20 protein-coding genes and 4 tRNA genes are annotated in these 23565 nt (G+C 62.8%); 16 read left to right on the top strand and 8 right to left on the bottom strand.

The genetic code is table 11. The features are described 5' to 3' along the window. Positions 1 to 132: 132 nt before the first annotated feature. Positions 133 to 1710: an EAL domain-containing protein gene (locus AC3WR3_RS14700; protein WP_492292232.1), complete on the top strand. Its 1578-nt coding sequence runs from the start codon at positions 133 to 135 to the stop codon at positions 1708 to 1710. Between the two features lie 92 nt (positions 1711 to 1802). Next, complete coding sequence (locus AC3WR3_RS14695) at positions 1803 to 3380, top strand: EAL domain-containing protein (protein WP_492292202.1); 1578 nt, start codon at positions 1803 to 1805, stop codon at positions 3378 to 3380. Between the two features lie 10 nt (positions 3381 to 3390). On the opposite strand, the gene AC3WR3_RS14690 is transcribed toward AC3WR3_RS14695, so the two are convergent. Next, positions 3391 to 4302, bottom strand: coding sequence for a LysR family transcriptional regulator (locus tag AC3WR3_RS14690; RefSeq protein WP_492292201.1), 912 nt, complete (start codon positions 4300 to 4302; stop codon positions 3391 to 3393). 76 nt (positions 4303 to 4378) lie between these two features. Between AC3WR3_RS14690 and AC3WR3_RS14685 the strand changes: the two genes are divergently transcribed. From AC3WR3_RS14685 to mdtD, 4 genes are all read left to right on the top strand, one after another. After that, positions 4379 to 4996, top strand: coding sequence for a LysE family transporter (locus AC3WR3_RS14685; protein ID WP_492292200.1), 618 nt, complete (start codon positions 4379 to 4381; stop codon positions 4994 to 4996). A gap of 115 nt (positions 4997 to 5111) precedes the next feature. Beyond that, on the top strand, positions 5112 to 6518 hold the full coding sequence (locus AC3WR3_RS14680) for a D-arabinono-1,4-lactone oxidase (RefSeq protein WP_492292199.1): 1407 nt from the start codon (positions 5112 to 5114) through the stop codon (positions 6516 to 6518). 123 nt (positions 6519 to 6641) lie between these two features. Further along, complete coding sequence (locus tag AC3WR3_RS14675) at positions 6642 to 7769, top strand: CobW family GTP-binding protein (RefSeq protein WP_492292198.1); 1128 nt, start codon at positions 6642 to 6644, stop codon at positions 7767 to 7769. A 61-nt stretch (positions 7770 to 7830) separates the two neighbouring features. Beyond that, complete coding sequence (gene mdtD / locus AC3WR3_RS14670) at positions 7831 to 9249, top strand: multidrug transporter subunit MdtD (protein WP_492292197.1); 1419 nt, start codon at positions 7831 to 7833, stop codon at positions 9247 to 9249. Positions 9250 to 9312: 63 nt separating this feature from the next. Here mdtD and AC3WR3_RS14665 read toward each other — a convergent pair whose 3' ends face one another. The 3 genes from AC3WR3_RS14665 to folB all read right to left on the bottom strand — a co-directional run bounded on the left by AC3WR3_RS14665 (position 9313) and on the right by folB (position 12284). After that, positions 9313 to 11148, bottom strand: coding sequence for a methyl-accepting chemotaxis protein (locus AC3WR3_RS14665; RefSeq protein ID WP_492292196.1), 1836 nt, complete (start codon positions 11146 to 11148; stop codon positions 9313 to 9315). Positions 11149 to 11341: 193 nt separating this feature from the next. Further along, positions 11342 to 11860, bottom strand: coding sequence for a 2-amino-4-hydroxy-6-hydroxymethyldihydropteridine diphosphokinase (folK, locus tag AC3WR3_RS14660; protein WP_492292195.1), 519 nt, complete (start codon positions 11858 to 11860; stop codon positions 11342 to 11344). A gap of 52 nt (positions 11861 to 11912) precedes the next feature. Continuing rightward, positions 11913 to 12284 carry a dihydroneopterin aldolase gene (folB, locus tag AC3WR3_RS14655; RefSeq protein ID WP_202047317.1) on the bottom strand — a complete coding sequence of 124 codons (372 nt, stop codon included), beginning with the start codon at positions 12282 to 12284 and terminating at the stop codon, positions 11913 to 11915. A 171-nt stretch (positions 12285 to 12455) separates the two neighbouring features. Here folB and plsY point away from each other — a divergent pair, with 171 nt between their 5' ends. From plsY to AC3WR3_RS14615, 8 genes are all read left to right on the top strand, one after another. Then, positions 12456 to 13118, top strand: coding sequence for a glycerol-3-phosphate 1-O-acyltransferase PlsY (gene plsY / locus AC3WR3_RS14650; RefSeq protein ID WP_139439591.1), 663 nt, complete (start codon positions 12456 to 12458; stop codon positions 13116 to 13118). Positions 13119 to 13165: 47 nt separating this feature from the next. Next, positions 13166 to 13241, top strand: a tRNA-Phe gene (locus AC3WR3_RS14645). A gap of 50 nt (positions 13242 to 13291) precedes the next feature. Next, positions 13292 to 13367 (top strand) — tRNA-Thr (locus AC3WR3_RS14640). Between the two features lie 3 nt (positions 13368 to 13370). After that, a tRNA-Phe gene (locus AC3WR3_RS14635) sits at positions 13371 to 13446 on the top strand. A gap of 8 nt (positions 13447 to 13454) precedes the next feature. Continuing rightward, positions 13455 to 13530, top strand: a tRNA-Asn gene (locus tag AC3WR3_RS14630). Positions 13531 to 13813: 283 nt separating this feature from the next. Then, the gene (locus AC3WR3_RS14625) at positions 13814 to 14818 is read left to right on the top strand and encodes an OmpA family protein (RefSeq protein WP_492292194.1); all 1005 of its coding nucleotides are present in this window, start codon (positions 13814 to 13816) and stop codon (positions 14816 to 14818) included. A gap of 324 nt (positions 14819 to 15142) precedes the next feature. After that, complete coding sequence (locus AC3WR3_RS14620) at positions 15143 to 16486, top strand: potassium channel family protein (protein WP_408804715.1); 1344 nt, start codon at positions 15143 to 15145, stop codon at positions 16484 to 16486. Positions 16487 to 16725: 239 nt separating this feature from the next. After that, positions 16726 to 17325, top strand: coding sequence for a Yip1 family protein (locus tag AC3WR3_RS14615; RefSeq protein ID WP_106885681.1), 600 nt, complete (start codon positions 16726 to 16728; stop codon positions 17323 to 17325). 120 nt (positions 17326 to 17445) lie between these two features. Here AC3WR3_RS14615 and AC3WR3_RS14610 read toward each other — a convergent pair whose 3' ends face one another. Beyond that, a complete protein-coding gene (locus AC3WR3_RS14610; protein ID WP_139433882.1) occupies positions 17446 to 17778 on the bottom strand; it encodes a hypothetical protein in 333 nt (110 codons plus the stop codon). A gap of 372 nt (positions 17779 to 18150) precedes the next feature. Here AC3WR3_RS14610 and AC3WR3_RS14605 point away from each other — a divergent pair, with 372 nt between their 5' ends. Next, on the top strand, positions 18151 to 19650 hold the full coding sequence (locus AC3WR3_RS14605; protein WP_492292193.1) for a histidine-type phosphatase: 1500 nt from the start codon (positions 18151 to 18153) through the stop codon (positions 19648 to 19650). 62 nt (positions 19651 to 19712) lie between these two features. On the opposite strand, the gene AC3WR3_RS14600 is transcribed toward AC3WR3_RS14605, so the two are convergent. Next, the gene (locus tag AC3WR3_RS14600) at positions 19713 to 20579 is read right to left on the bottom strand and encodes an EamA family transporter (RefSeq protein WP_492292192.1); all 867 of its coding nucleotides are present in this window, start codon (positions 20577 to 20579) and stop codon (positions 19713 to 19715) included. 105 nt (positions 20580 to 20684) lie between these two features. Here AC3WR3_RS14600 and AC3WR3_RS14595 point away from each other — a divergent pair, with 105 nt between their 5' ends. Continuing rightward, entirely contained in the window at positions 20685 to 21143 is a 459-nt protein-coding gene (locus AC3WR3_RS14595) for an Lrp/AsnC family transcriptional regulator (protein WP_247625437.1), read from the top strand. A gap of 96 nt (positions 21144 to 21239) precedes the next feature. Here the strand turns inward: AC3WR3_RS14595 and AC3WR3_RS14590 are convergent, their stop codons facing one another. Both AC3WR3_RS14590 and treC read right to left on the bottom strand, forming a co-directional pair. Continuing rightward, entirely contained in the window at positions 21240 to 21860 is a 621-nt protein-coding gene (locus AC3WR3_RS14590) for a sugar O-acetyltransferase (protein WP_492292191.1), read from the bottom strand. Further along, entirely contained in the window at positions 21860 to 23524 is a 1665-nt protein-coding gene (treC, locus tag AC3WR3_RS14585) for an alpha,alpha-phosphotrehalase (protein WP_492292190.1), read from the bottom strand. The genes AC3WR3_RS14590 and treC overlap by 1 nt, the downstream gene beginning before the upstream one ends. Positions 23525 to 23565: the final 41 nt, after the last annotated feature.

The following is a 23565-nucleotide window of genomic DNA, read 5'->3' as shown; positions in this document are numbered from 1 at the left end:
TCGTCGATTCCTTTTACCAGCGTGCTGCGTTAGGTTATCTGGCCTGAATGGTCCCATTGTCTTCTGTGTGAAATGGGCGTTATTTCCCTGCGGGCTTGCCAGGGCAAGCCTGCGAATTGCGGCGTGGTTTCTATGTTCCTGTTCCGGATTGATCTTGCCCGTACGAGATGGCGCCTCGGCTGTGCCTTGCTGGTCTTGACCCTGCCACTGCTGGCGGGAGGCTGGATGGTGCACAGCAGCTATGAGCAGGAGTTGAAGAGCGACGCCAGCGCCTCCGCCTACAAGGCGAGAACCTTGCTCGAACGCATGCTGGATCAGGCCGAGCAGGCCAACCTGGAGGCATTGCCCCTGGTGAACCGGCCCTGTGCCGGCAACCTGCTGCAACTGCGCAAGAGAGTGGCCCTCGAGCCTTTCCTGCGCTCGGTCAATCTGGTGCGCGAGGGGGTGATCAACTGCACCTCGCTGTTCGGGCCTGTCCATGAGGTGGATGACAGGTCGGTCTACACCCAGAACAAGTTGCTGCTGATGCGCGGCAACAAGGTGAGTCAGGATCATCCGCTGCTGGTGGTGCGCCATGATCGCGGGCGCGATGCGGTGCTGAGCGCCATCGACAGCACCCAGCTCAGCTTCATGCTCGCCATGAGCAGCGACACCAGCGAGCTCTATCTGCAGGTCGGGTCGGCCTGGATCGATGAGTCCGGCCATCATCAGAACCAGCCCCCCAGGCTGCACAGCAAGACCCGCCTTGCCCTCGCCTCCCACCGCTACCCCTTCGCCATCCAGGCGGGCTATGCCATGCCGCTCTACTGGCACTCCCTGTGGGAGGCCCGCCATCTTGCCCTGCTGTGGCTGGCTGGCACCTCTGTGCTGCTCGCGCTGCTGGTGTGGTGGGTGCTCGGTCGGCCGGGCTCCCCGACGGATGAGCTGAGGCGCGGACTGCTGGCGGGGGAGTTCGTTCCCTACCTGCAACCCCTGATGGCCAGCAAGGACGGCCGCATGGTGGGGGCCGAGGTGCTGATGCGCTGGCAGCACCCGAGCTCAGGCCTGATCCGCCCGGATCTCTTCATCCCCCAGGCGGAAGAGTCCGGGCTGATAGTGCCCATGACCACCCACCTCATGAAGGTGGTGGCCCAGCGCCTGAAGCAGGTGCAGAGCCAGCTGCCAGAGGGGTTTCACATCAGCTTCAACATCAGCGCCGCCCACTGCCGGGATCTCTCCCTGCTGGCGGAGTGCCGTGCCTTCCTCGCCCACTTCCAGCGAGGGCGGGTGGCGCTGGTGCTGGAGCTGACCGAGCGGGAGCTGCTGGTGGCCAGCCCCCATACCCTCTCCCTGTTCGCACAGCTGGACGAGATGGGGGTCAAGCTCGCCATCGATGACTTTGGCACCGGCCACTCCAGCCTGATCTACCTGCAGCAGTTCCATGTGGACTTTCTCAAGATCGATCGCTCCTTCATCGGGCGCATCGGCACCGAGTCCCTCTCCGAGCACATAGTCGACAACGTCATCGATCTCGGCCGCAGGCTGGGCCTGGCCCTGGTCGCCGAAGGGGTCGAGACCGAGCATCAGGCCGCCTATCTCAGGGGCAAGGGGGTCCACTATCTGCAGGGATTCCTGTTCGCGCGGCCCCAGCCGCTGCGCCAGTTCTGCCAGGGGTTGACGGCAGGGGAGGCGGGTAGCCAGCCGGTTGCCGGTCGCGCCACCTCCGCCTGAGTACCTCAGTGAGATTGATCGTTATTTGACCGGTTAGGCCTGGGTTCAGCTTGGGTTGCTAACATGGCGTTCCTTTACGAACGGGATCCGCCATGCGTTATTGCTCCGCGGCCGACACGGCCAGACCCAGGCCAAGACTGCTGATCACCATGCTGATGTTCGTGCTGCCCATGCTGCTCGGCAACTGGGCCATGCTCGTTCGCTATCGGGTCGATCTGCAGTGGGAGTCCCATCAGGCGGCGAGCCATACCCTGGCGCTGATGGAAACCATGCTGTCTCATGCCCAGGCGGCCAATCGCCAGGCCTTGCCATTTCTGGGCAAGCCCTGCGCCGCTGCGCTGCCGACCCTCAGATCCCTGGTTGCCATGGTGCCCTTCGTGCGTTCGGTCAACCTGAGCCAGGGAGACAGCATCTACTGCACCTCCCAGTTTGGCCGACGCCGGATCCCCTATACCGCCGAGCAGTACAGTCAGGGCCAGCTGCGCCTGATGGAAGGGAACGAGGTACGGCGGCATCATCCCGTCCTCTCGGTGCGCACCAGTACTGTGCAAGGGGCAGTAATGACCCTGATCGATGGGGATTACCTCAACTTCATGCTGAGCCTGAACCAGGGAGCCATGCCCCTGATGCTCAGGGTGGGGAATAGCTGGCTCGACGAGGAGGGCCACTTCTTTGCCGCCGAGCCGCCCCTGGCGAGTCAGGAGCATGTCGAGCGCCAGGCTGCCGGCTATCCTCTCTCCATCTATGCGGGCTACTCCTCTGCGCCCACCCTGATGGGGCTGTGGCGCCATCATGGCTTCGGGGTCTGGCTGCTGCTTGCCTTCAGCACCTGCTTCGCCGTCATCATGTGGTGGCTGCTGGGTCGCCCCCGCTCCCCGATCAGCGAGCTGGCCCGGGCCCTGCGGGCCAAAGAGTTCGTCCCCTACCTGCAACCCCTGGTGGAGAGCGGCAGCGAACGCATCATGGGGGTCGAGGTGCTGATGCGCTGGCAGCATCCTGACGTGGGCCTGATCCGGCCGGATCTCTTCATTCCCCAGGCGGAGGCCAGCGGCCTGATCGTGCCCATGACCAGCCTCATCATGGGGGGGGTGGCTGAGCGACTGGCCGCCGAGCAGGCGGGGTTGTCCGATGGCTTCCATGTCGGCTTCAACATCAGCGCGGCCCATTGCCGCGACGACAGCCTGCTGGAGGATTGTCACAGCTTCCTCGCCCGCTTCGCACCGGGCAAGGTGATCCTGGTGCTGGAGCTGACCGAGCGGGAGCTCCTGGTGGCGGATCCCCATACCCTCTCGCTGTTCCAGGCACTGGACGAGATGGGGGTCAAGCTGGCCATGGATGACTTTGGTACCGGCCACTCCAGCCTGGTCTATCTGCAGCAGTTCCATGTGGACTACCTCAAGATCGACCAGTCCTTCATCGCGCGCATAGGGACCGAGTCCCTCTCCGAGCACATAGTCGACAACGTGATCGATCTGGGCCATCGCCTCGGCCTGACGCTGGTAGCCGAAGGGGTCGAGACCCGCGAGCAGGCGGAGTATCTCAAGGGCAAGGTGACCTATCTGCAGGGCTACCTGTTCGGTCGCCCCGCGCCCATCCAGCAATTCTGCGACGAGTGGCTGGCTGAGGGGCAAAATACCGACCCTGTCATGGAGTTGGCCGGAGTGACCTGAGTCGGTTCTCTCAGTGCGCCAGGCTGTGCAACCAGTTCGCCAGCGTCTCGTGGGGGCTGCCGGGTTCGGGTCTGGCGGGGGCGAGCAGGTGGTAGCCGGTGCCATCCGGGACGAAGCCGAGCGGGGCCGCCAGTAGCCCGGCCTCCAGGTCGTCACACACCAGCCGGTAGGGGCCGATGGCGACGCCAAGGCCCGCCACCGCCGCCTGCAGGCTGAAGTAGAAGTGCTCGAAGCGCAGGCTGGGCGCCTCGTCATTCAGGCTATGCCCTGCATTCTCCTGCCAGCGTGACCAGGCATCCGGGCGCGTCTTGGTGTGCAGGCGGGGGGCCGAGGGATGCAGGGCGGATTCTTCCCCTCGCGGCTCGAAAAACTGCTCCATCTTGCCCGGCTGGCAGACTGGCCCGGTCAGCTCCTCGAACAGCAGCTGGCTGTGCAGATCCTCGGGCCAGTGGAAGTCATTGCGGCGGATGGCGAGATCGATGCCGCTGCCAAAGCTGAGGGCACCGCCCCCCGCCATCAGATGGACGTCCAGCTCGGGGTGCAGGGCCTGAAATGCGGGCCAGCGCGGGATCAGCCAGCGCATCAGCAGAGTGGGCTCGCAGGAGAGCACCAGCGACTGGGGGCGGCTCTGCTGGCGCAGCGCCTGGGCCGTCTCCCGGATCTGGCCCAGCCCCTCCCTGACCGCCTGATAGAGCCGGTCGCCCGCCTCGGTCAGGAAGACCCGGCGCTGGCGCCGCTCGAACAGCCTGACGCCCAGGTCTTCCTCCAGCAGGCGCACCGCCCGGCTGATGGCGCCATGGGTGAGGTGCAGCTCGTCGGCGGCGCGGCCAAAGTGCTCGGTGCGGGCCGCCACCTCGAAGCAGCGCAGGGCCGTCAGGGAGGGGAGTGAGAGGGTTTTCTGTGAATTTTTCTCACCGTTCATGTCAGAAGTTATCGTTCGTCATTGGGATTATTGCCAAATAAAATAGCCGATATCCCATGTGATCAGGACTATTTTCATGACCGAACTGTTAGCCGTAGTAGCCATTACCTTCTTTGCCGTCATCAGCCCGGGCCCGGATTTTGCCATGGTGTCGCGCAACAGCCTGCTGCTCTCCCGTCGCACCGGCGTGCTGACGGCGCTCGGCATCGCGGCCGGGGTCTGTGTCCACGTGAGCTACACCCTGCTGGGGGTGGGCCTGCTGATCCAGCAGTCCCTCTGGCTGTTCAACCTCATCAAGCTGGCGGGAGCGGCCTATCTCATCTTCCTCGGCATCAAGATGCTGCGGACCCAGCCCGCGACCGGTGAAGAGCTGGCCAGTCAGCCAGCCCTCTCCAGCCTGGGGGCACTGCGCACCGGTTTTCTGACCAATGTGCTCAACCCCAAGACCACCATCTTCATCGTCAGCCTCTTCATGCAGGTGGTGCAGCCGCAGACGCCGCTGGCGGTCCAGCTCGGCTACGGCGTCTTCATAGTGCTGGCCCACGCCCTCTGGTTCAGCGCGGTGGCGCTCTTCTTCTCCAGCGCCTCGGTTCGGGCTCGTCTGCTGGCGGTGCGCCACTGGATCGATCGGATCTTTGGCGGTCTGCTGGTGGGATTCGGCATGCTGCTGGCACTGACCCAGCCCTCGCGCTGAGGGGAGGGGGGTAGGCTCCCTTATCCACCCTCGACTGTAGGGGCTTGTTTTTCATGCCTTGGCGCTCGCTTTTCGGTAGAATTGCCGCTCATTTTGAAGTCAGATGAGGCGCGGTATGACGGTCAGGTTCCAGGCATTTCACAGCATCAAGGCGATTGGCAATCGGGAGGTGCTGTTCAACTGGTCCAGGACCAATCCCCTCGGCGCCCTGGATCAGGTGTGGCGCCCGAAGAGCCGTGACGAGCTGCAGCAACTACTGCGGGAGTACCCGGATCGCAAGCTGCGGCTCATCGGCTCCGGTCTCTCCTTCGAACCCATCCACAGCGTCTATGCCGAGGGCAGTCAGGCGCTGCTGGTGGATTTGCACCATCTGCGCGGCCGCCTGGCCCAGAGCGCCGATACCGTCACCTACCAGGCGGGCACGCCCCTCGATACCGTCTATGGGGAGCTCATCGCCATGGATCGCATGCTGCCCGCGTCCCCCGGCGTCATCGGCATCCAGACCCTGGGGGGCGCGCTCAGCACCGGCACCCACGGCCAGGGGCTGCACCAGTCCTCCCTGTGCGATGCGGTGGAGGCCCTGACGGTGATGCTGGCCAACGGGGAGATCATTGGCGTGGATCGCGCCGATCCGCGCTTCGGTGCCTTCGTGATGGGCATGGGCATGCTCGGCGTGTTGCTCGACGTCACCCTGCGCACAGTGCCGAACCGCATCATGCGTTGCACCAAGTTCACCACCGACTACCCCTTCCTGCTGGAACACAACGAGCGGCTCAACCGTGAGCACGGCTTCGTGAAGAGCTGGTGGTTCGCCTGGACCGGCGAGAGCCACATCTGGCTGGTGGATCCCGCCTCCGAGGAGGAGGTGGCCCGCTACCGTGCCGGGGGCAGCGAGCCGCTGCTGCTGGAGGGGGACGTCGACAGCGCCCTGACAGCCGCACTCAATGACACCATAGATGCCACCCTGCAGAAGATGGCGCGGGACACCAAGGACGAGGCGCGGACGGGCGAGCACTTCGAGACGGTGCGCCGCTTCAAGGATGCCTCTGACCTGGTGGGCAACGTCTACCAGATCCTCTGCAAGGGGATACCGGCGCCCCAGATCAACTGCGAGGTGGCGGTGCCCCTCGAGCGCATGCAGGAGGCGCTGGAGATCCTGCAGCACTGGCAGGAGCGCAACCCGGGGGCGCTGCATTACCCCTTTATCCTGCGGTGTACAGGTGCGTCAGAAGCCTGGCTCAGCGCCGCCCATGGCAAGTCGGTGTGCTGGATCGGGTTTCTGGTCTATCTGGCGGCGGACGGCACCTTCGTGGGGGGCTCCATGGAGCAGATGCGCGAGCTGCAGCAACTGCTGGTACCGCTCGGCGGCACGCCGCATTTTGGCAAGCACCTGGCGATGGATCTCTACGACTTCCCGACCCTGCTGCCGCGCTGGCACGACTTCCTGGCCTTGAAGCGCGAGCTCGACCCCCATGGCCGCTTCGAGAACCGCTGGCTCGGCGAGCTGTTCGCCAACCGCTGAGGCCGGCCTCTTGGAAAGGGGCGATATTTTTTGCTCCCTTCTCCCCGGGTGGGAGAAGGGGTGGGGATGAGGGGAAGAGATAGCCTCTTCAGGCCCCATGACGACAGGCGCTAAGGATGTGACATGACAGACCCGCAAGACACCAGAATCCCCGTAACCCTGCTGACCGGCTTCCTCGGCAGCGGCAAGACCACCTTGCTCAACCACTGGGTCAAGCAGCCGGAGCTCGGCGAGTGCGCCGTGCTCATCAACGAGTTCGGCTCTGTGGGGCTGGATCATCACCTGGTACAGCAGGTGGACGAGCAGGTGGTGCTGCTCGATTCCGGCTGCATCTGCTGCTCGGTGCAGGGCTCCCTGGTGGAGGCGCTGCAGGGACTCTTTATGAAGGCGATTCAGCGCAAGATAAAACCCTTCAAGCGACTGATTATCGAGACCACAGGTCTGGCTGACCCGGCTCCCGTGCTCTTTACCCTCAAGGAGGAGGGCTTCATCGCCCAGCGCTACCGCTTCGACGGCACAGTGACAGTGGTGGATGCCGGCCATATCGAGCAGCAGCTCGGCCAGCAATACGAGGCGGTCAAGCAGGTGGCCCTGGCGGATCTGCTGGTGGTGAGCAAGGGGGACCTGGTGGAGGAAGAGATGCTTATTCGGGTGGAGGCGCAGCTGGCCTCCCTCAACCCGGCGGCCCCCATCCAGCGGGTCAGCAACGGCGTGCTCTCACCCGCCGTGCTGGAGAAGCTCGGCGCCTACAACGAGGCGGCGGGGCGCGACGTGCGCCAGCTGCTGGCCTGGCTGCGCACCGAGTCCCCGAAACAGGGGCTGGCTTCCCCCATGCAACCCAGGATGCAGCCGTTTGCCGCCAAGGTGGGCACGGCCGCACCGACCCATTTCGAGCATGGCAACATAGAGAGCTTCTCCCTGCGCATCGGCGAGCCCCTCAAGCCGTCCCGCCTGCTGGCCGCCATCGATGCGGTGCAGGGGCAGTATGGCGACGCCCTGCTGCGGCTCAAGGGGATCTTGCAGCTGGAGGGCGAGAGCCAGCCCGTGGTGATCCACGGGGTGCATGGCCAGCTCTATCCGTTGCAGGCCCTGGGGGAGTGGCCGGAGGGCAAGGCCCAGTCCCGGCTGGTGTTCATCGTGAAGAGCCAGGACAAGGCGGGGATAGAGCGACTCTTCATGGAGACCCTCAGGGCCCCTGAGCCCAGTCTGGAAGAGCAGCTAAGAGCCATGCTCGGCCAGCCGGATGCCTGATATGCTGATATGACCCGCGCCCGTGCGGGTCTTTTCTTATCTGTTGAGGAGACAAAGACTCATGCCTGACAGCACTCACCTGGTGACCCCCGCCCAACGCAAGTGGCTACCCTGGCTGACCGCGGTCGGCTTCTTCATGCAGACGCTGGATGGCACCATACTCAACACCGCCCTGCCCAGCATGGCCGAGGCCCTGGGGGAGAGCCCGCTGCAGATGCAGTCGGTGATCATCGCCTACATGCTGACGGTGGCCCTGCTCATTCCCGCCTCCGGCTGGCTGGCGGACCGATTCGGCACCCGCCGCGTCTACCTGGCCGCCATACTGCTGTTCACCCTGGGGTCCCTCGCCTGTGCGGCCGCCAATACCCTGCCCATGCTGGTCGCCGCCCGGGTGCTGCAAGGGGTGGGCGGCGCCTTGCTGATGCCCATAGGGCGCCTTGCGGTGCTGAGGGTCTACAGCAAGCACGAGCTGCTGCGGGTGATGTCCTTCGTCACCATCCCTGGTCTGCTGGGCCCCCTCATGGGCCCGGCGCTCGGGGGCTGGCTGGTGGAGGTGGCTAGCTGGCACTGGGTCTTCCTCATCAACCTGCCGGTGGGGGTGCTCGGCTTCATCGCGAGCTGGTACTTCATGCCCGATCTGCGCCAGCACACCGCCAGGTTCGACTGGCAGGGATTCGTGCTGTTCAGCGTCGGCATGGTGCTGGTGTCGGTGGGCTTGCAGGGGCTGGGGGAGCATAGCATCTCCACCGGCTGGGCCCTGTTTGCGCTGCTGTTTGGTCTGGCCGCCATGGCGAGCTACTGGCTCTATGCCGCCACAGTGGAGCAGCCGCTCTTCAGCCTGGCGCTGTTCAAGACCACCACCTTCGCCATCGGCATCTGGGGCAACCTGTTCGCCCGCCTCGGCAGCGGCGCCATGCCCTTCCTCACGCCGCTCTTCCTGCAACTGGGGCTGGGCTTCTCGCCGAGCAAGGCGGGCATGACCATGATCCCCACGGTGATCGGCGCCATGCTCACCAAGACGCTGGTGAACAAGCTGATCCCGCGCATCGGCTATCGCCGCATCCTGATCGGCAATACCCTGGCGCTGGGGGTGATGATCGCCAGCTTCTACTTCATCGACAACCAGGTGCCGCACTGGGTGCTGCTGGTCTGGCTGGCGGTCTTCGGTGCCATCAACTCGCTGCAGTTCTCCGCCATGAATACGCTCACGCTGCAGGATTTGAGTGCCGAGCACGCCAGCAGCGGCAACGGCCTGCTCTCTGTGGTGATGCAGCTCTCCATGAGCCTGGGGGTGGCCATCGCCGCCAGCCTGCTCGGGCTCTTCTCCGCCGGGCAGCCGGCACAGGCGAGCGAACGCTGGCTCGGCGGCTTCCACCTCACCTATCTGTGCATAGGTCTGATGTCCATGCTGGCGGCGCTCATCTTCGCCCAACTGGCCAGAGATGATATCAAGGAGAGACGGCGCCAAGGTCCGCTCTGATGACCACAGGGATGGCGCGGCAAAAAGAGAGGGCGGCCCTGGCCGCCCTCTCTCATTGGGGTATCAGACCCTGAACTGATCGACAGCCCGGTGGAGCAGGCTCGCCTGTTCGGCCACGTTCCGGCTTGCGCGGCTGTTTTGTTCGGCCTGGGTCAGGGCGTCGTTGGCGATGTCGCGGATCACCACGGCATTGCGATTGATTTCGCTCGCCACCGAGCTCTGCTCTTCGACCGCGGTCGCTATCTGAGTGCTCATGTCCATCATCTGGTCCATCTGACGGGTGATGTTGGCGAGCTGGGTGCTTGCCTCTCCGGCTGCCTCGACGCTGCGTTCCCCCTGGGTGCGGCACTCGCCGATCAGGGTGACCACGCTCTGGGTGCGGGCCTGCAAGCCGGAGACGATGGCGGCAATCTCGCTGGTGCTCTGCTGGGTACGCATGGCCAGGTTGCGCACCTCATCTGCAACCACGGCGAAACCTCGTCCTTGCTCGCCGGCTCTGGCGGCCTCGATGGCTGCGTTGAGGGCCAGCAGGTTGGTCTGCTCGGCGATGGCCTGGATCACCGCCAGCACATTGCCCACCTGACGGCTCTCCTCGGCCAGGGCGATCACCTCCTGGCCCGAGGCTTCCAGCTTGGCGGAGAGGGAATGGATCACCGCCATCGTTGTCTCCACGCTCTCCCGACCCTGCTGGGCGCTCAGATTGGTGGTGCGAGCACTTTCGGCGGCGCTCTCCGTGTTGCTGGCGATCTCCTGCACAGTGCTCTCCATCTCGGTGGCGGCGGTGGCAACCAGATCGCTCTCCTGCAACTGCTGCTGGGTACCCTCCTGGGCGGCATTGGCGTTGCGCTGCAATTGGGCTGTGAGGCGTTCCAGGTCCGTGACCGAGGAGACGACCTGGCCTATGACCTGATTGAAGTGCTCCAGCATGGTGTCGAAGTCGCGGCCCATGGCGCCAAATTCGTCCCTGGAGCCGATGCGGGCGCGCAGGGTGAGATCGCTGCTGGCGGTGACCCGACGCATGGTGTCCGCCAGCCGTTGCAGGCCGCTCATGACGTCGCGGCCGATCAGCAGGTTGAGGCCAAGGGCGGCCAGTATGCCGAGGATGCAGAGCAGGACCATGACCCTGAGGGTGCGATCATGGGTGGCGTCGGCCTCCCGGGTCAGGGCCTGGGTCAGGGTCATGCCCGCCTGGCGCATCTGTGCGGCGCTGCGATTGAGCTCGCCCCTCAGCCCCTCGCTGGCACTCAGACCCAGGCGTTGCTCCTCTGTGACTAGGGCAAGGAAGTTCTGGCGGTAGCGCTCCAGCAAGGTGGCGAGGGCCGGCTCACCGGCGAGAGCCAGGGCCAGGGGGGCCAGGTTCTGTTCGAACTTGGCACGATAGCTGATGTCACGGCGCAGCATGAAGTCCTTCTCGTCCCGGCGCAGTTGCAGCATCAGCAGGCTCTCCTGCTGCTGGCCCCGAGCCTTGAGTTCCTGCTCCAGTGCATGTATGGCCTGACGAAGGGCGCCGTAATGGCCGCTGGTCGGGGTGAGCCCTATTTTCTCCTGCTGGGCGCGCAGGGTTTCGAACTGGCGGCTGTACTCCTTGAGCTGGCTGGCAAAGGCCAGGATGTCGGCCTGCTGCGTGCCCCCATGGTCTCTTGCCATCTCGGCGAGCAGCTGGCTGGCCTGGTCACTCTGGGTAATGAAGGCGGTGGCGGCAGCGGGGTCCCGGCTCAACAGGAACTCTCTCTCCTGCAGGGTGAGGGCAACGAGGTCGGCCTCCACCTGCTTGGCCTGCAGCATTTCGGCGTTGCTGCGCGACTCCTGCCCCGAGAAGTAAAACATGACCCCCATGACGACGGCCTGGATCCCGGCCACCAGGATGGCGGATAACACAAGTTTCTGTTTGACGTTCACGACGACCTCAAGGGGCAAGGGAGATGGCTAGCGTATCGGCGCTGAAGATATATCCTGAAGGTGGCTTTAGCGTTTTATTCTGTCGGTTTCGCGATATGGATTCGATGGGTTCTGTCATCCCACTGTCATATAGCGAAATAGTCTGGCGTCGCCCCCGAACCGGCGGTGGGGGGGCGGAAGGGGGCGGGCGCGATCAGGCCTGGATATCGGCCAGGACGCCGCTCGGCGTCCAGTGGAAGGGGATGGGGTCGAGGCGCTGGGAGGCCTTGTCATAGCCTTGCCACAGCTCGCCCAGGGGGCGGCCATCGGTGGGATGGCGCAGGCCGGGGGCCAGCTCCGTCAGCGGCCAGAGCACGAAGGCGTTGGTGAGGATCTCGCCACGGGGCAGTACCAGAGGCTCGTCGCAGACCAGATCCCCATAGAGCAGCAGATCGAGATCCAGGGTGCGGGGGGCAAACTTCTTGGCATCGGGCTCGCGGCCGTGGGCGAACTCCATGGCCCGCAGCCGCTGGCACAGAACGGCAAGGGGCAGATCGGTGTCTGCCCCCACCACCAGGTTGTAGAAGGGGCGGCCGTTGAAGCCCACCGCCTCGCTCTCGAACACCCGGGAAACCTGCAACTCGCCAAACTCGGCATGCAGGGCATCGAGGCCGGCCCGGATGTGGCGCTCCCGCTCGATATTGGAACCCAGGCTGATGTAGATACGGGTCATGCAGCGCTCCCTGTTATCTGGTTCGAGCCCAGGCTGATATAGATGCGGGTCATCAGCAGGCGCTCGCGGCCGGGGTACGGTGGCGCAGGATCTCGACCCCGACTCCGGCGGCATTGGGCACGGCACCCGGCTTGGTCAGGGTCACCTTGACCCACTGCACCCGCTGGTCGGCCAGCACCAGGGCGGCCACCTGCTCGGCCATGGTTTCGACCAGCTCGACGACCTTGCTCTGGGCGTGATCACAGATCTTGCGGGAGAGGGTGGCGTAATCCAGTGCCAGATTGATATCGTCGGTTGCGGCGGCGGGTCGGTTGTCAAATCCCATCTCGAGATCGAAACAGAGCTTCTGGCGAATGCCTTTCTCCCACTCATATACCCCTATGGTGGTCAAAACCTCGAGTCCGCGAATAAACACCTTGTCCATGACAGTACTTCTTCTTTACTCTTGATGGGCTGTGAAAACAGCGCAGGGATGCAGGCCTGGCAAGCCGATTGCCGCTGGCGGCCGGTTTGGGCGACAGGCTTTCGGGCAAGCCCAGACCAGAGAATGTGGCCCGCATCATACCCCATTCATATCGTGGTAAAAACGACCAAGATGACGGCCCTGACGATTTTGATGATTATTCTGGCCTATCTGGGCGGCTCGCTGTCCAGCGCCGTGCTGGTTTCCCGCCTCACGGGTCTGCCGGATCCCCGCGACCATGGCTCCCACAACCCAGGGGCGACCAATGTGCTGCGCCTCGGTGGCCGGATGGCCGCGCTGATCGTCCTGTTGCTCGACGTGCTCAAGGGCATGGCTCCCGTCTACCTCGCCTGGTATCTGCAGATCAAGCCCGTCTACCTGGGGTTCATCGGCGTCGCTGCCTGTCTGGGTCACATGTACCCCATCTTCTTCCACTTCCGGGGGGGCAAGGGCGTCGCCACTGCGCTCGGCACCATGCTGCCCATCGGCTTTGCCATGGGGGGCGCGGCGATCGCCACCTGGCTGCTGGTGCTGCTGGTGAGCGGCTACTCGTCGCTGGCCTCCATCATTACAGTGCTGCTGACCCCGCTCTTTACCTACCTGCTCAAGCCGGAATATACCCTGCCGGTCTCCCTGCTCTCCTGTCTCATCCTGGTGCGCCATCACGAGAACATCACCCGCCTGCTCAGGGGCGAGGAATCCCGACTCTGGGGCCGCCGAGGCACGGCTTCCCCCACAGAAGTGATAAAAACGAGTGATGCTGCGCAAAAAAGAGACGAACGAGACGAAAAGTGAAATTTCCCGTTGACCACCCGCCTTAAAATCCGTTTAATAGCGCCCACGCCCAGATAGCTCAGTCGGTAGAGCAGGGGATTGAAAATCCCCGTGTCGGCGGTTCGATTCCGTCTCTGGGCACCATATTTGGTGCCATGAAAGAAAAATTTGTTCATGCACAATAGTTTAAGTGTGCCGGCTTAGCTCAGTAGGTAGAGCAACTGACTTGTAATCAGTAGGTCACCAGTTCGATTCCGGTAGCCGGCACCATTTGCCCAGATAGCTCAGTCGGTAGAGCAGGGGATTGAAAATCCCCGTGTCGGCGGTTCGATTCCGTCTCTGGGCACCACTTACAATTCCTCCTTAGTTCAGTCGGTAGAACGGCGGACTGTTAATCCGTATGTCACTGGTTCAAGTCCAGTAGGAGGAGCCAATTCAAAAAGACCCCTGTCGCAAGACAGGGGTCTTTTTTTATGTGCACGATAATCCCATGGCTCCCCATGCAGCCGCCGGCACCCGCATTTCAGGGCATGGAAGACTCGCTATTGAGTGAAAACGTTTTTCTGTTGAAAGCACGGAAAGTGCATGAAAAACAAGCAGTAAAATGGATGGTAAATAGTCTGCGCTTAAGGTCCTGTACATGATTTCGCCTATAAAATGGAGACCACATATAACAAGGGCCGAACGCCCGCCATTTCGTATTGATGAGGCTATACATGAACTTAAGACTGACCCCTGTCTGGATTGCACTGGCATTGGCCACCACAGCCGCTCACGCTACCGACGACATCTACTTTGGTGCCGGTGTCGGTGCCGCTCACTTCAACGGCCTGAACAACGCAGCCGTCGAAACCGGCACTGAAGATGCCGCCGCGACCAACCTCTTCATGGGTTACAACTTCAACGAGACGTTCGGTGCCGAACTCGGTTACCAGTACGCTGGTCGCGGCAGTGCCGATGGTGAGCGTTACGAGAACCAGGGCGCAACCCTGTCCGGTATCGCCCGTCTGCCCCTTGGCGAAGATTTCTCCCTGTTCGGTGAAGCGGGTGCCTACTGGGCCCATACCGACGGTCTGGACAACAGCGACACCCGTGTCTCTCCGCTGGCCGGTGTCGGTCTGACCTACAAGCTGAACGATGCCCTGGATCTACAGGCGCGCTACCGCTACATGTGGGACGTGGCCGATCTGACCACCTCCACCGGTGAGCAGTACAAGTCCAACCAGAGCGTGGCGACCCTGGAAGCCGTATATCACCCGTTCCGCACCTCCTACGTTGAGCCTGTTGCAGCTCCTGTCGTGGCCGAGGCGGCTCCTGTGATGGTCGAGAAGAACTTTTCCCTGAACTCAGACGTGCTGTTTGCTTTTGGCAAGGCAGACCTGAAGCCGGAAGGGGTGGAAGCCCTGAGCGGTCTGTACAAGCAGATCGTTGAATTCCAGCCGAAGGATGGCAGCGCCATCGTCGTGGGTTACACCGACCGCATCGGTTCCGATGCCCAGAACCAGCAGCTCTCCGAAGCCCGTGCCCGCACCGTGGCCGACTTCCTGGTGAGCCAGGGCCTGGCCACCAGCAAGATCGCCATCGAAGGCCGCGGTGAAGCCGACCCTGTCACCGGCACCCAGTGTGACGGCATCAAGGGTAAGAACGAGCTGATCTCCTGCCTGGCACCGGATCGTCGCGTCGAAGTCCGCGTCTCCGGCGTGCAGGAAGTGCAGCAATAAGCTGACGTCAGCTCAGCTGATGTGAAGAGGGGATGCCATGGCATCCCCTCTTGCTTGTCCGGGCTCCCGCTTTTAGGACGGACGAAACCGCCTGGCATGGCTACCCTGGTGCCTTATCCCTCTTCAGCTTCGCGACAATCTGTCGTACCCCGCCTCTTATACCTTTCCGGTCAGTGAGTTACAGCCATCCTCTCGGCTAGTATGATGGCGTGACCGGCCTGTGCCCCCGCTTTCTGCGAACTGGCATCTCTCTTTGGGCGCGCAGGCACCTGTTCCCCTTCCTTGGCAACCCTGGGCGGGACAAAACCATGATCGAGGTAATCTATGAATGCGACCGAGCTGTGGCAGCTTTCTCCCGAACAATTCAACGAGTGGCGGCGAGAGAATGACTATCCATTGATCTGGGAGTTGCTGGTGGCCTCGCTACCCCATTTCGACGACTGGATGACAGAGCAGAAAATAGAGAAAAGCGTCATCTTCCAGATCGGCATCGCCCGCTTCATCAGCTCGCGATCTGTGCTCAGCCTCTGCGTCTACATGAGCGACGACAAGATAAGGCTCTATGAGAGCGCCTCGAGCGCGCTGGAGTCCCTGCGCAAAAGCGGCCTTGTCCGCTCCGAGACGCGCTTCGAGCCCTATGCCATGTGGCTGGCCGCCAGGCATGGCAAAGCCGAGGTGAAGCGGGCGCAGAGCCTGCTCTCCGTCTCCGAGAACAACAAGGGGGAGGCCCAGGTGCTGGGCAAGCATCGCCTGCTCAACATCGGCGGCGTCGAGCTCAAGAGCCCCATCATCTCCGGCCGGCTGCTGGACTTCACCTGCCTGGACGAGCTTTCGCTGGACGGCGCCGTCAACAACTCCAAGGTCTATCTGTGGCACTGCTCGGCCAAGGGGGTGAGGGTCAACGGCGGGGTGATCGGCCTCGATCTGTTCGATTCCCTGCTGTGGGATCACAGGGCCTGGGCCAAGAAACGTGAGCTGGCGCTGGAGGATGGGGTGTTTCAGGACTTCACCATAGAGTGCGAGGAGATCCGCTTTCACGCCTCCCGTGCCGTGCTGAAAAACTTCAACGTCAGTGCCAAGAACTTCGATGCCACCATGGAGCACACCAATCTGGACAAGGTGCAGGTGGTCTACAACGAGAATGGCCGGATCGATCACAACGAGGCCAGCAAGCTGTACCGCAATGCCAAACGCATCTTCTCCAGCGTGGGAGACACCGTCGATGCCGGCGAGTGCTATTACAAGGAGAAGCTGCACGAGATGAAATCCCTGGCAAGTCCGAGGGAGCTGTTCAGGGAGCGCTGGCTGCGCAGCGGCCTGATGACGAAGGGGTGGCTCTCCCTGCTGTGCTATCTCAAGTGCGCCAGCAAGTTTGTCAGCTTCATCACCTGGGGATTTGGCGAGCGGCCGATAAGAAGCCTGCTGATGTCGATGGGGGTCATACTGCTGGCGACCCTGACCTACTTCCTGGCGCCGGAGTCCGTGACCCATGGTCACCTGGGGCGCTCTCTCTACTTCAGCATAGTGACCTTCGTGACCCTGGGTTACGGCGATATCTCCCAGACCTCCTCTCCCCTCCAGTTGTTGTCGGCCATAGAGGCGTTCTGCGGCATGTTTCTGACCGGCCTCTTCCTCGCCGGCTTTGCTTCAAAGACCAAGCAGTACTGACGATAGCGCTGGCGGCGGTGACACCACTAGCCCTGCCGCCAGGGACTGACCAGCCGCCAGGATCCGCCAGCACGGCGGGGATGGCGTTCTTCCTTGACGCACCGGCAGTGGAGCGACTTTATTTAGAGTCATGGGTCGCGCTTGCGATGGATGGTGCGCCTGGTGTTGCACGAGAAGAAAACAGGGGAGCGAGAGCGGTATCGATCAGTCCACAATCGAAGCAGAGAAGGAATAACGCTATGATATTGAATCACTTATGGGGATTGTATGCACATCCTCACACCGAATGGCATACCATAGACGAGAGGCATGACAGTTTCCGAAACAGTCTGACTCATATCCTGATCGTGGCTCTTATCCCGCCCATCTGTGCCTATTATTCCGCCGTGCACATAGGTTGGAGCATTGGCGTCGGTGAGCCCATCACCCTGACCGCGAACAGCGCCCTCATGCTGTCGATAGCCATGTACGTGACGCTCATCATAGGCGTCCTCGCGCTCTCCTATCTGGTGCATTGGATGGGCCATACCTTCGGTTCGGATCCCAGCTACACGACGTCGCTCGAACTCGCGGCCTACACCTCCACGCCGCTGTTCATGGTCGGTTTTTCCGCCTTCTTCCCGCACCTCTGGTTCATGATGATCATAGGCCTCATCGGGCTCAGCTACTCGGTGTACCTGCTCTATGTGGGGGTGCCTATCCTGATGCACATTCCCAAGGAGCAGGGGTTCATCTATGCCAGCTCCGTGGTCACCGTCGGTCTGGTGCTGCTGGTCTGCGTGCTGGCGGCCACGGCCATTCTGTGGGGATCCGGTTTTGGACCCGTGTTTACCCATTAGCCGCTGACGAACCGGCAGAAACGACAAGGGCGCCTCTATGGCGCCTTTGTCATGGGGCTCACTCACCCTTTCTGGCCGGGTCCGGGCAACCGGATGGAGTGAAAGCGTCGGTTGCGAGGATCAGCGCGGGTTGCCGCTGCCGATGCCAAAGGGGATGCGGTAGTCGCTGCTCTGATCCCCCAGGCTCACTGTCAGGTTGCCCTGGGCGCGGCTCGGGAGTTGCACCTGCTGGGTGCCCATCAGGTTGGCGTGGACGGAGGCCACCAGGTCACCGGATTCGTCGCGTACCTCCAGCATGGGGTTGCTCTTGCCGGCCATGGCAGCGCTTGCATGCCAGTTCACGAACAACACACCCGGGGTGGCATTGAAGTCGGCGGGAACGGCAGCCTGGGCAACACCGGCACTCATCAGGCCTGCGACGGCCAGCATCTTGATTACATTTTTCATCTTCATTCACTCTCTTGGTTTTTATGTCATTGGCAAGGCCGGAGAGGCCCGCATCAATGCATCCTTGCAAGAGGTTATTCAAATACTATGTAGTTCTTTTACTGACATCAGACACCCTGTTTCGGGTATCACAGCCTTGAACAACTGGTTATTTGGCCGCTTGGCGATCCTGCCTAAGCGATGAGTGAATGGTAAACAGGTCATCCCTCGGTTGTTAGCGAGATTAACTGGTCTAGATGTTCAAAAAACATGAACGAAAAATATGCGAGCGGCCACCCCTGGTTGTCAGGGTGTGAGCAGATCTTGTCACTGGAAGCTGACACCGGATTGTCATCTGGAGCGCTTAATGTGCAGCCTCATTTTCAATATGGTTCAAGGATGACAATGCTCCGTCTCTCTTCCCTCGCCACCTGCGTGGCAGCGATCCTGCTGGTTGGTTGCCAATCGGAAAACGACTCCTCTTCGACTACCGGGCCTGAGGCCGACTACCAGTACAGCACCAAGGCTGTCTATGCTGCCCGTCAGGATGCGAGCAGTTATGAAGCGGCGCCAGCCGGCTTCACCCCCGTCTTCACCGAGCTGGTTGCCCGACATGGCTCCCGTTCCCTGTCCAGCCCCAAGTACGACGTACTGACCAAGCAGATCTGGGACGCGGCTTCCCGGCAGGGTGCGCTCACCGCGCTGGGTCAGGGGCTGGGGGCCAAGGTGGATGCCGTCACCGCAGCCAACCGGCAGCTGGGCTATGGCCTGCTCTCGGCAGTCGGCAAGGAAGAACATGCCCTGCTGGCGACCCGCCTGGCCGAGCGGCTGCCGACTCTGCTTGGCAAGGGAGCTGCGCCCGCCTGCATCCGGGTCGAGACGTCGGGCAAGGACAGGGCCAACGAGAGCGCCTACTACTTCATGGAGAGCCTGGCAAAACGGGTCGATTTCGTGGCTGACAGCAAGGACTGCTACATGAGCCAGCAGAATCCCTCCGAGGTCGACAAGGGGCTGCGCAACAAGTTTGAACTCTACTTCCACAAGACGGAGCCGGAAGGGGATTACCTCCAGTACCTGCCCGCCTTCCAGGCATACATGGCGTTCGTCGGGGATGAGGAGGAGGGTGTGACTCCGGCTCCCGAGCTGAGCCAGGCGCTCGATGGCCTCAAGACCCTGCCCCAGACCCGGGTGATGGCGCGCGAGATGCTCGAACGCCTCTACAGCAAGGCGTTCGTCGACGAGCTGGCTGCCGGTGTCGAATATGTGGCGGTGAACCCGGAAGATGGTGACAAGACCTATGTGCGCGACGAGGTGGATGCCGCATTGATGCTCTACAACCTCTTCATCATTGGCCCGGGGATGATCCGGGAGGCGCAGGCGCAAGGGGCGCCTTGGGATCTGGAGCAGTTCATCACTCCGGAGGAGTCAGCCTGGTTCTCCTATCTCTCCGATGCCGAGGACTTCTACGAGAAGGGGCCGAGTCTAAGCAGCCAGCGTGCCACCTACGAGGTGGCTCAGCCCCTGCTCGACGGCATGTTCAATGAGGTGCAGCACCAGGTGATCGAAGGGGCCGGCGAGCACGTCGCCAAGCTGCGCTTTGCCCACGCCGAGACCCTGATCCCGCTGGCAGCACTGATGAAGCTGGAAGGCAGCCGTCAGAGCGCCAAGCCGGGCGAATTGATGAGCCAGGCCAACAACGAATGGCGTGGCGGTTGGGTCTCTCCTTATGCGGCCAACATCCAGTGGGATGTTTATCGCAACGACACAGGCAGGGTGTTGGTGAAGATGCTCTACAACGAGAGGGAGCTTGCCTTCAAGGAAGGGTGTATCTCCATTGAGGCTGGCAGCTTCTTCTATGACTTCGGCGAGCTAAAGCGCTGCTACGGTTATCCGTCGTGACGCCCGCTTGATACCTCTGATGAAGCGGGCCTGTCATCACAGGCCCGCTTTATTTGGCAGCGTCACGCCGGGTCGGCGCGTCGTCGTCCCCCATGCCAGGTGGTGCCCATCGACGCGGCTATGATGGCGGCTATCCCCAGCCACTGGGACGAGGGCAGTTGCTCCCCCAGCAACAGCAACCCCATCAGGGCGCCCATGGCGGGTTCGCCGCTGGTCAGGATGCCGTAGCTCTTGAGCGGCAACCGGCGCAGGGCAAACATCTCGAGGGAGTAGGGAATGGCACTGGAGAGCAGCCCCACCCCGGCGATGGTCAGCACCACGGGGAGGGTGAAAGTGACCTCGCTCGCACCACCTAGGCCGAAGGGCAGCACCAGCAGGGTGCCCACCCACATGCCCAGTGCCGGAGCCTGGGCCCCCAGCAAGGCTCCTGCCCGCTTTCCGGTGAGCATATAGAGCCCCCAGAACACCCCGGCCCCGAGCGCCAACGCCGCCCCCAGGGGATCGAGGGTCTGTTCGGCCGCCCGCAGCGGCAGCAACAATAGCAGGCCGACGATGGCCAGCGCCAGCCAGAGGAAGTCTGCCCGGTGGCGGGAGTTGAGCAGCGCCACCGTCAACGGGCCGATAAACTCGATGGCCAGCGCCACGCCGAGGGGGATGCGCTCGATGGCCAGATAGAAGAGCAGGTTCATGGCCCCAAGGGAGAGTCCGTAAGGGATGGCCCCCAGCAGGGTGCGCCTGTCGAGGGGGGCACGCCAGATGTGAAACACCAGGGAGAGGAGGAGGGCGGCGCACCCCAGCCGGAATAACGTGGTGCCGGCGGCTCCCAGCAGGGGAAACAGCGACTTGGCTAGGGAGGCCCCCAGGGTGATCGACAGCATGGCGAGCAGGACGGCCAGCAGGGAGGAGAGGGCGGGGCTGTTTGGCTGCATCTTGTTCAAACCTGAGTGGGGTAGAAGCAAGAAAATATATCTGGAGACCGCCGTAATTTCGGTCTAATACTGGCCTTACACGATAATTTTTATCTCTTGAGCCCCATGACCGACAAATTTGACCTGCTCATCCTCGCCGAGCTGCAGCAGGATGCCCGTCTGCCCATTCCCGAGCTGGCCCACAGGGTCGGCCTCTCGGCTCCCGCCTGTTACCGCCGCGTCCGGGCGCTGCGGGAGGCGGGCCTCATCGAGCGGGAGGTGGCGCTGGTGGCGCCGGCCACCATGGGCTGGCCCATCACCATGCTGGTGCTGGTGACCCTGGAGCGGGATCACGGCCGCATCGTCGATGAGATGATCGCCAGCCTGCAGCGGGAACCCGAGGTGATGGATCTCTGGTACGTGACGGGTGAGCAGGACTTCGTGCTGCAGGTCGCCGCGCGAGACATGCAGAGCTACGAGCAGTTCACCCGGCGGGTGCTCCATGCCAGGGAGCAGGTGCGCAGCTTCAAGACCCTGGTGGTCATGGGGCAGCACAAGCGTTGCGGCGCCTTGCTGCCCGGGTGAGGAAGGGGGGGGACCGCTGCCTTTCCTGGAATCAAAGGAGCGCGAAGGGGTCGTCAGGAAAACGAAAAGGGGGCAGGTACTACCTGCCCCTCTGTGTCAGCCGGGCTCCCCGGCCGCCAGCTCCTGCGCCGTCATGGGGCGCAACACCCGGCAGGGGTTGCCGACCGCCACCACGTCTGCCGGAATGTCTCTGGTGACCACGGACCCTGCCCCGATGACGCTGTTGTCCCCTATGGTGACGCCTGGGCAGATGACGGTGCTGCCCCCAATCCAGACGTTGTTGCCGATGCGCACCGGCTTGCCGAACTCGACCCCGGCCACCCGAGGCGCCACCGCCACCGGATGGGCTGCGGTGTAGATCTGCACCCCGGGCGCCAGCAGCACGTTGTCGCCGATGTGTACCTCGCACACGTCGAGGATGGTGCAGCCCATGTTGGCGTAGAAGTTCTCGCCGACAAAGATGTTGGCGCCATAGTCGCAGAAGAAGGGGGGCGTGATGGCGCACTGGGCACCGCGCCCGCCGAGCAGTTCATGGAGCAGGGCATCCCGCTCCGGCTTCTCCTGCCAGCGGGTGTTGAAGCCGTGATAGAGCCTGCGGCAGCGCTCGCGGGCCGCTTTCAGCTCTGGGTGGCCCGCATCATAGGGTTCCCCCGCCACCATCTTCTGCCATTCGGGGCAACGCTCGGCTGCCCGCTGCGCTGTGATTGTCTCGGCCATCATTGCTCCATCAACCAGATCAGGGATTCATAAGGACGCAGCTCGCAGGATTGCGGGCGGGCCGGGCTGCCTTGGTAGTTGCCAAGCAGCAGGCGGCCTTCGCCGGTTTGCAGCTCGGCAGGCAGCGCAAACTCCACCGGCTCGCCGTAGAAGTTGCTCACCACCAGCAGGGTCTGGCCGTTGGCGCGGCGGGCATAAGCCCAGATCCGGGCGTGCCCCGCCAGCAGCTCCTGATAATCCCCCTGGGTGAAGATGGGATATGCCTTGCGAAGGGCGATGAGATCACGGTAGTGCCAGAACACCGAGTGCTGGTCGGCCAGCGCCGCCTCGGCGTTGATCTCGGGGTAGTTGGCGGCAGGCTTGAGCCAGGGCGAACCCTGGGTGAAGCCCGCGTTGGGGGCGGCGCTCCACTGCATCGGGGTTCGGGAGTTGTCACGGGACTTGGCCCCCAGAATGGCGAGGATCTCGGCCTCGCTCATCCCCTCCGCCTGCTTGATGGCGAAGATGTTGCGGCTCTCCACATCCTGATAGTCGTCGATGCGCTGATAGCCGGGGTTGGTCATGCCGATCTCCTCCCCCTGATAGATGTAGGGGGTGCCCTGCAACCCGTGCAGCGTGCTGGCCAGCATCTTGGCGGCGACCACCCGATGTTCGCCCTCGTCGCCGAAGCGGGAGACGATGCGCGGCTGATCGTGGTTGCACCAGAACAGTGCCGACCACCCCTTGCCATGCATGCCGCTCTGCCAGTGGTTGAAGATGCGCTTGAGTTCGAGGAAATCGAACGGCGCCTTGGTCCACTTGTCGCCATTGGGGTAATCCACCTTCAGATGGTGGAAGTTGAACACCATGGAGAGCTCTGAGCCATCCAGCGCGCCATAGCGCTGACAGTGCTCTAGGCTGGTGGAGGACATCTCCCCCACCGTCATGGCCCCCACGGGGGCGAAGACGTCTCGGCTTATGTCCTGCAGGAATTCGTGGATGCGCGGCCCGTCGGTGTAGAAGCGGCGGCCATCACCTATCTCGTCGTTCGGGAACGCCTGATCCTTGGAGATGAGGTTGATGACGTCGAGACGAAAACCGTCCACCCCCTTCTTCGCCCAGAAGTGGATGATCTTTTTCACCTCGGCGCGAACCAAAGGGTTTTCCCAGTTGAGATCCGCCTGCTCGCGGGCAAAGAGGTGCAGGTAGTACTGGCCGGTGGCCGGGTCCAGCTCCCATGCGCTGCCGCCAAACTTGGATTGCCAGTTGTTGGGCGCACCGCCCTCTACCGGGTCTTTCCAGATGTAGTAGTCGCGATAAGGGCTCTGCTTGTCACCCAGCGCCGACTTGAACCAGGCATGCTCGGTGGAGGTGTGGTTGACGACGATGTCCATCACGATGCGGATGTCGCGTGCGTGGGCGGCGGCCAGCAGCGCCTCGAAGTCGGCCATGGTGCCGTAGGCCGGATCGATGGCCAGGTAGTCGGCGATGTCGTAGCCGTTGTCCACCTGGGGGGAGACGTAGACAGGGGTCAGCCAGAGGGCATCGACGCCGAGAGTCTTGAGATAATCGAGGCGGGCCATGATCCCCTTGAGATCACCGGTGCCACGGGCGCCGGAGTCCTGAAAGCTCTTGGGGTAGATCTGGTAAATCACGGCGCTTTGCCACCAGGGTGTCTGAGTCATGGTTGGTTCGCTCATTGGTTGAAACTGGTTGGAACAGGGCA

The organism is Aeromonas sp. EU05-FHT14A05, assembly GCF_058791175.1.
Note: the sequence above shows the minus strand (reverse complement) of the source record. Positions and strands in the feature narration are given on the sequence as shown.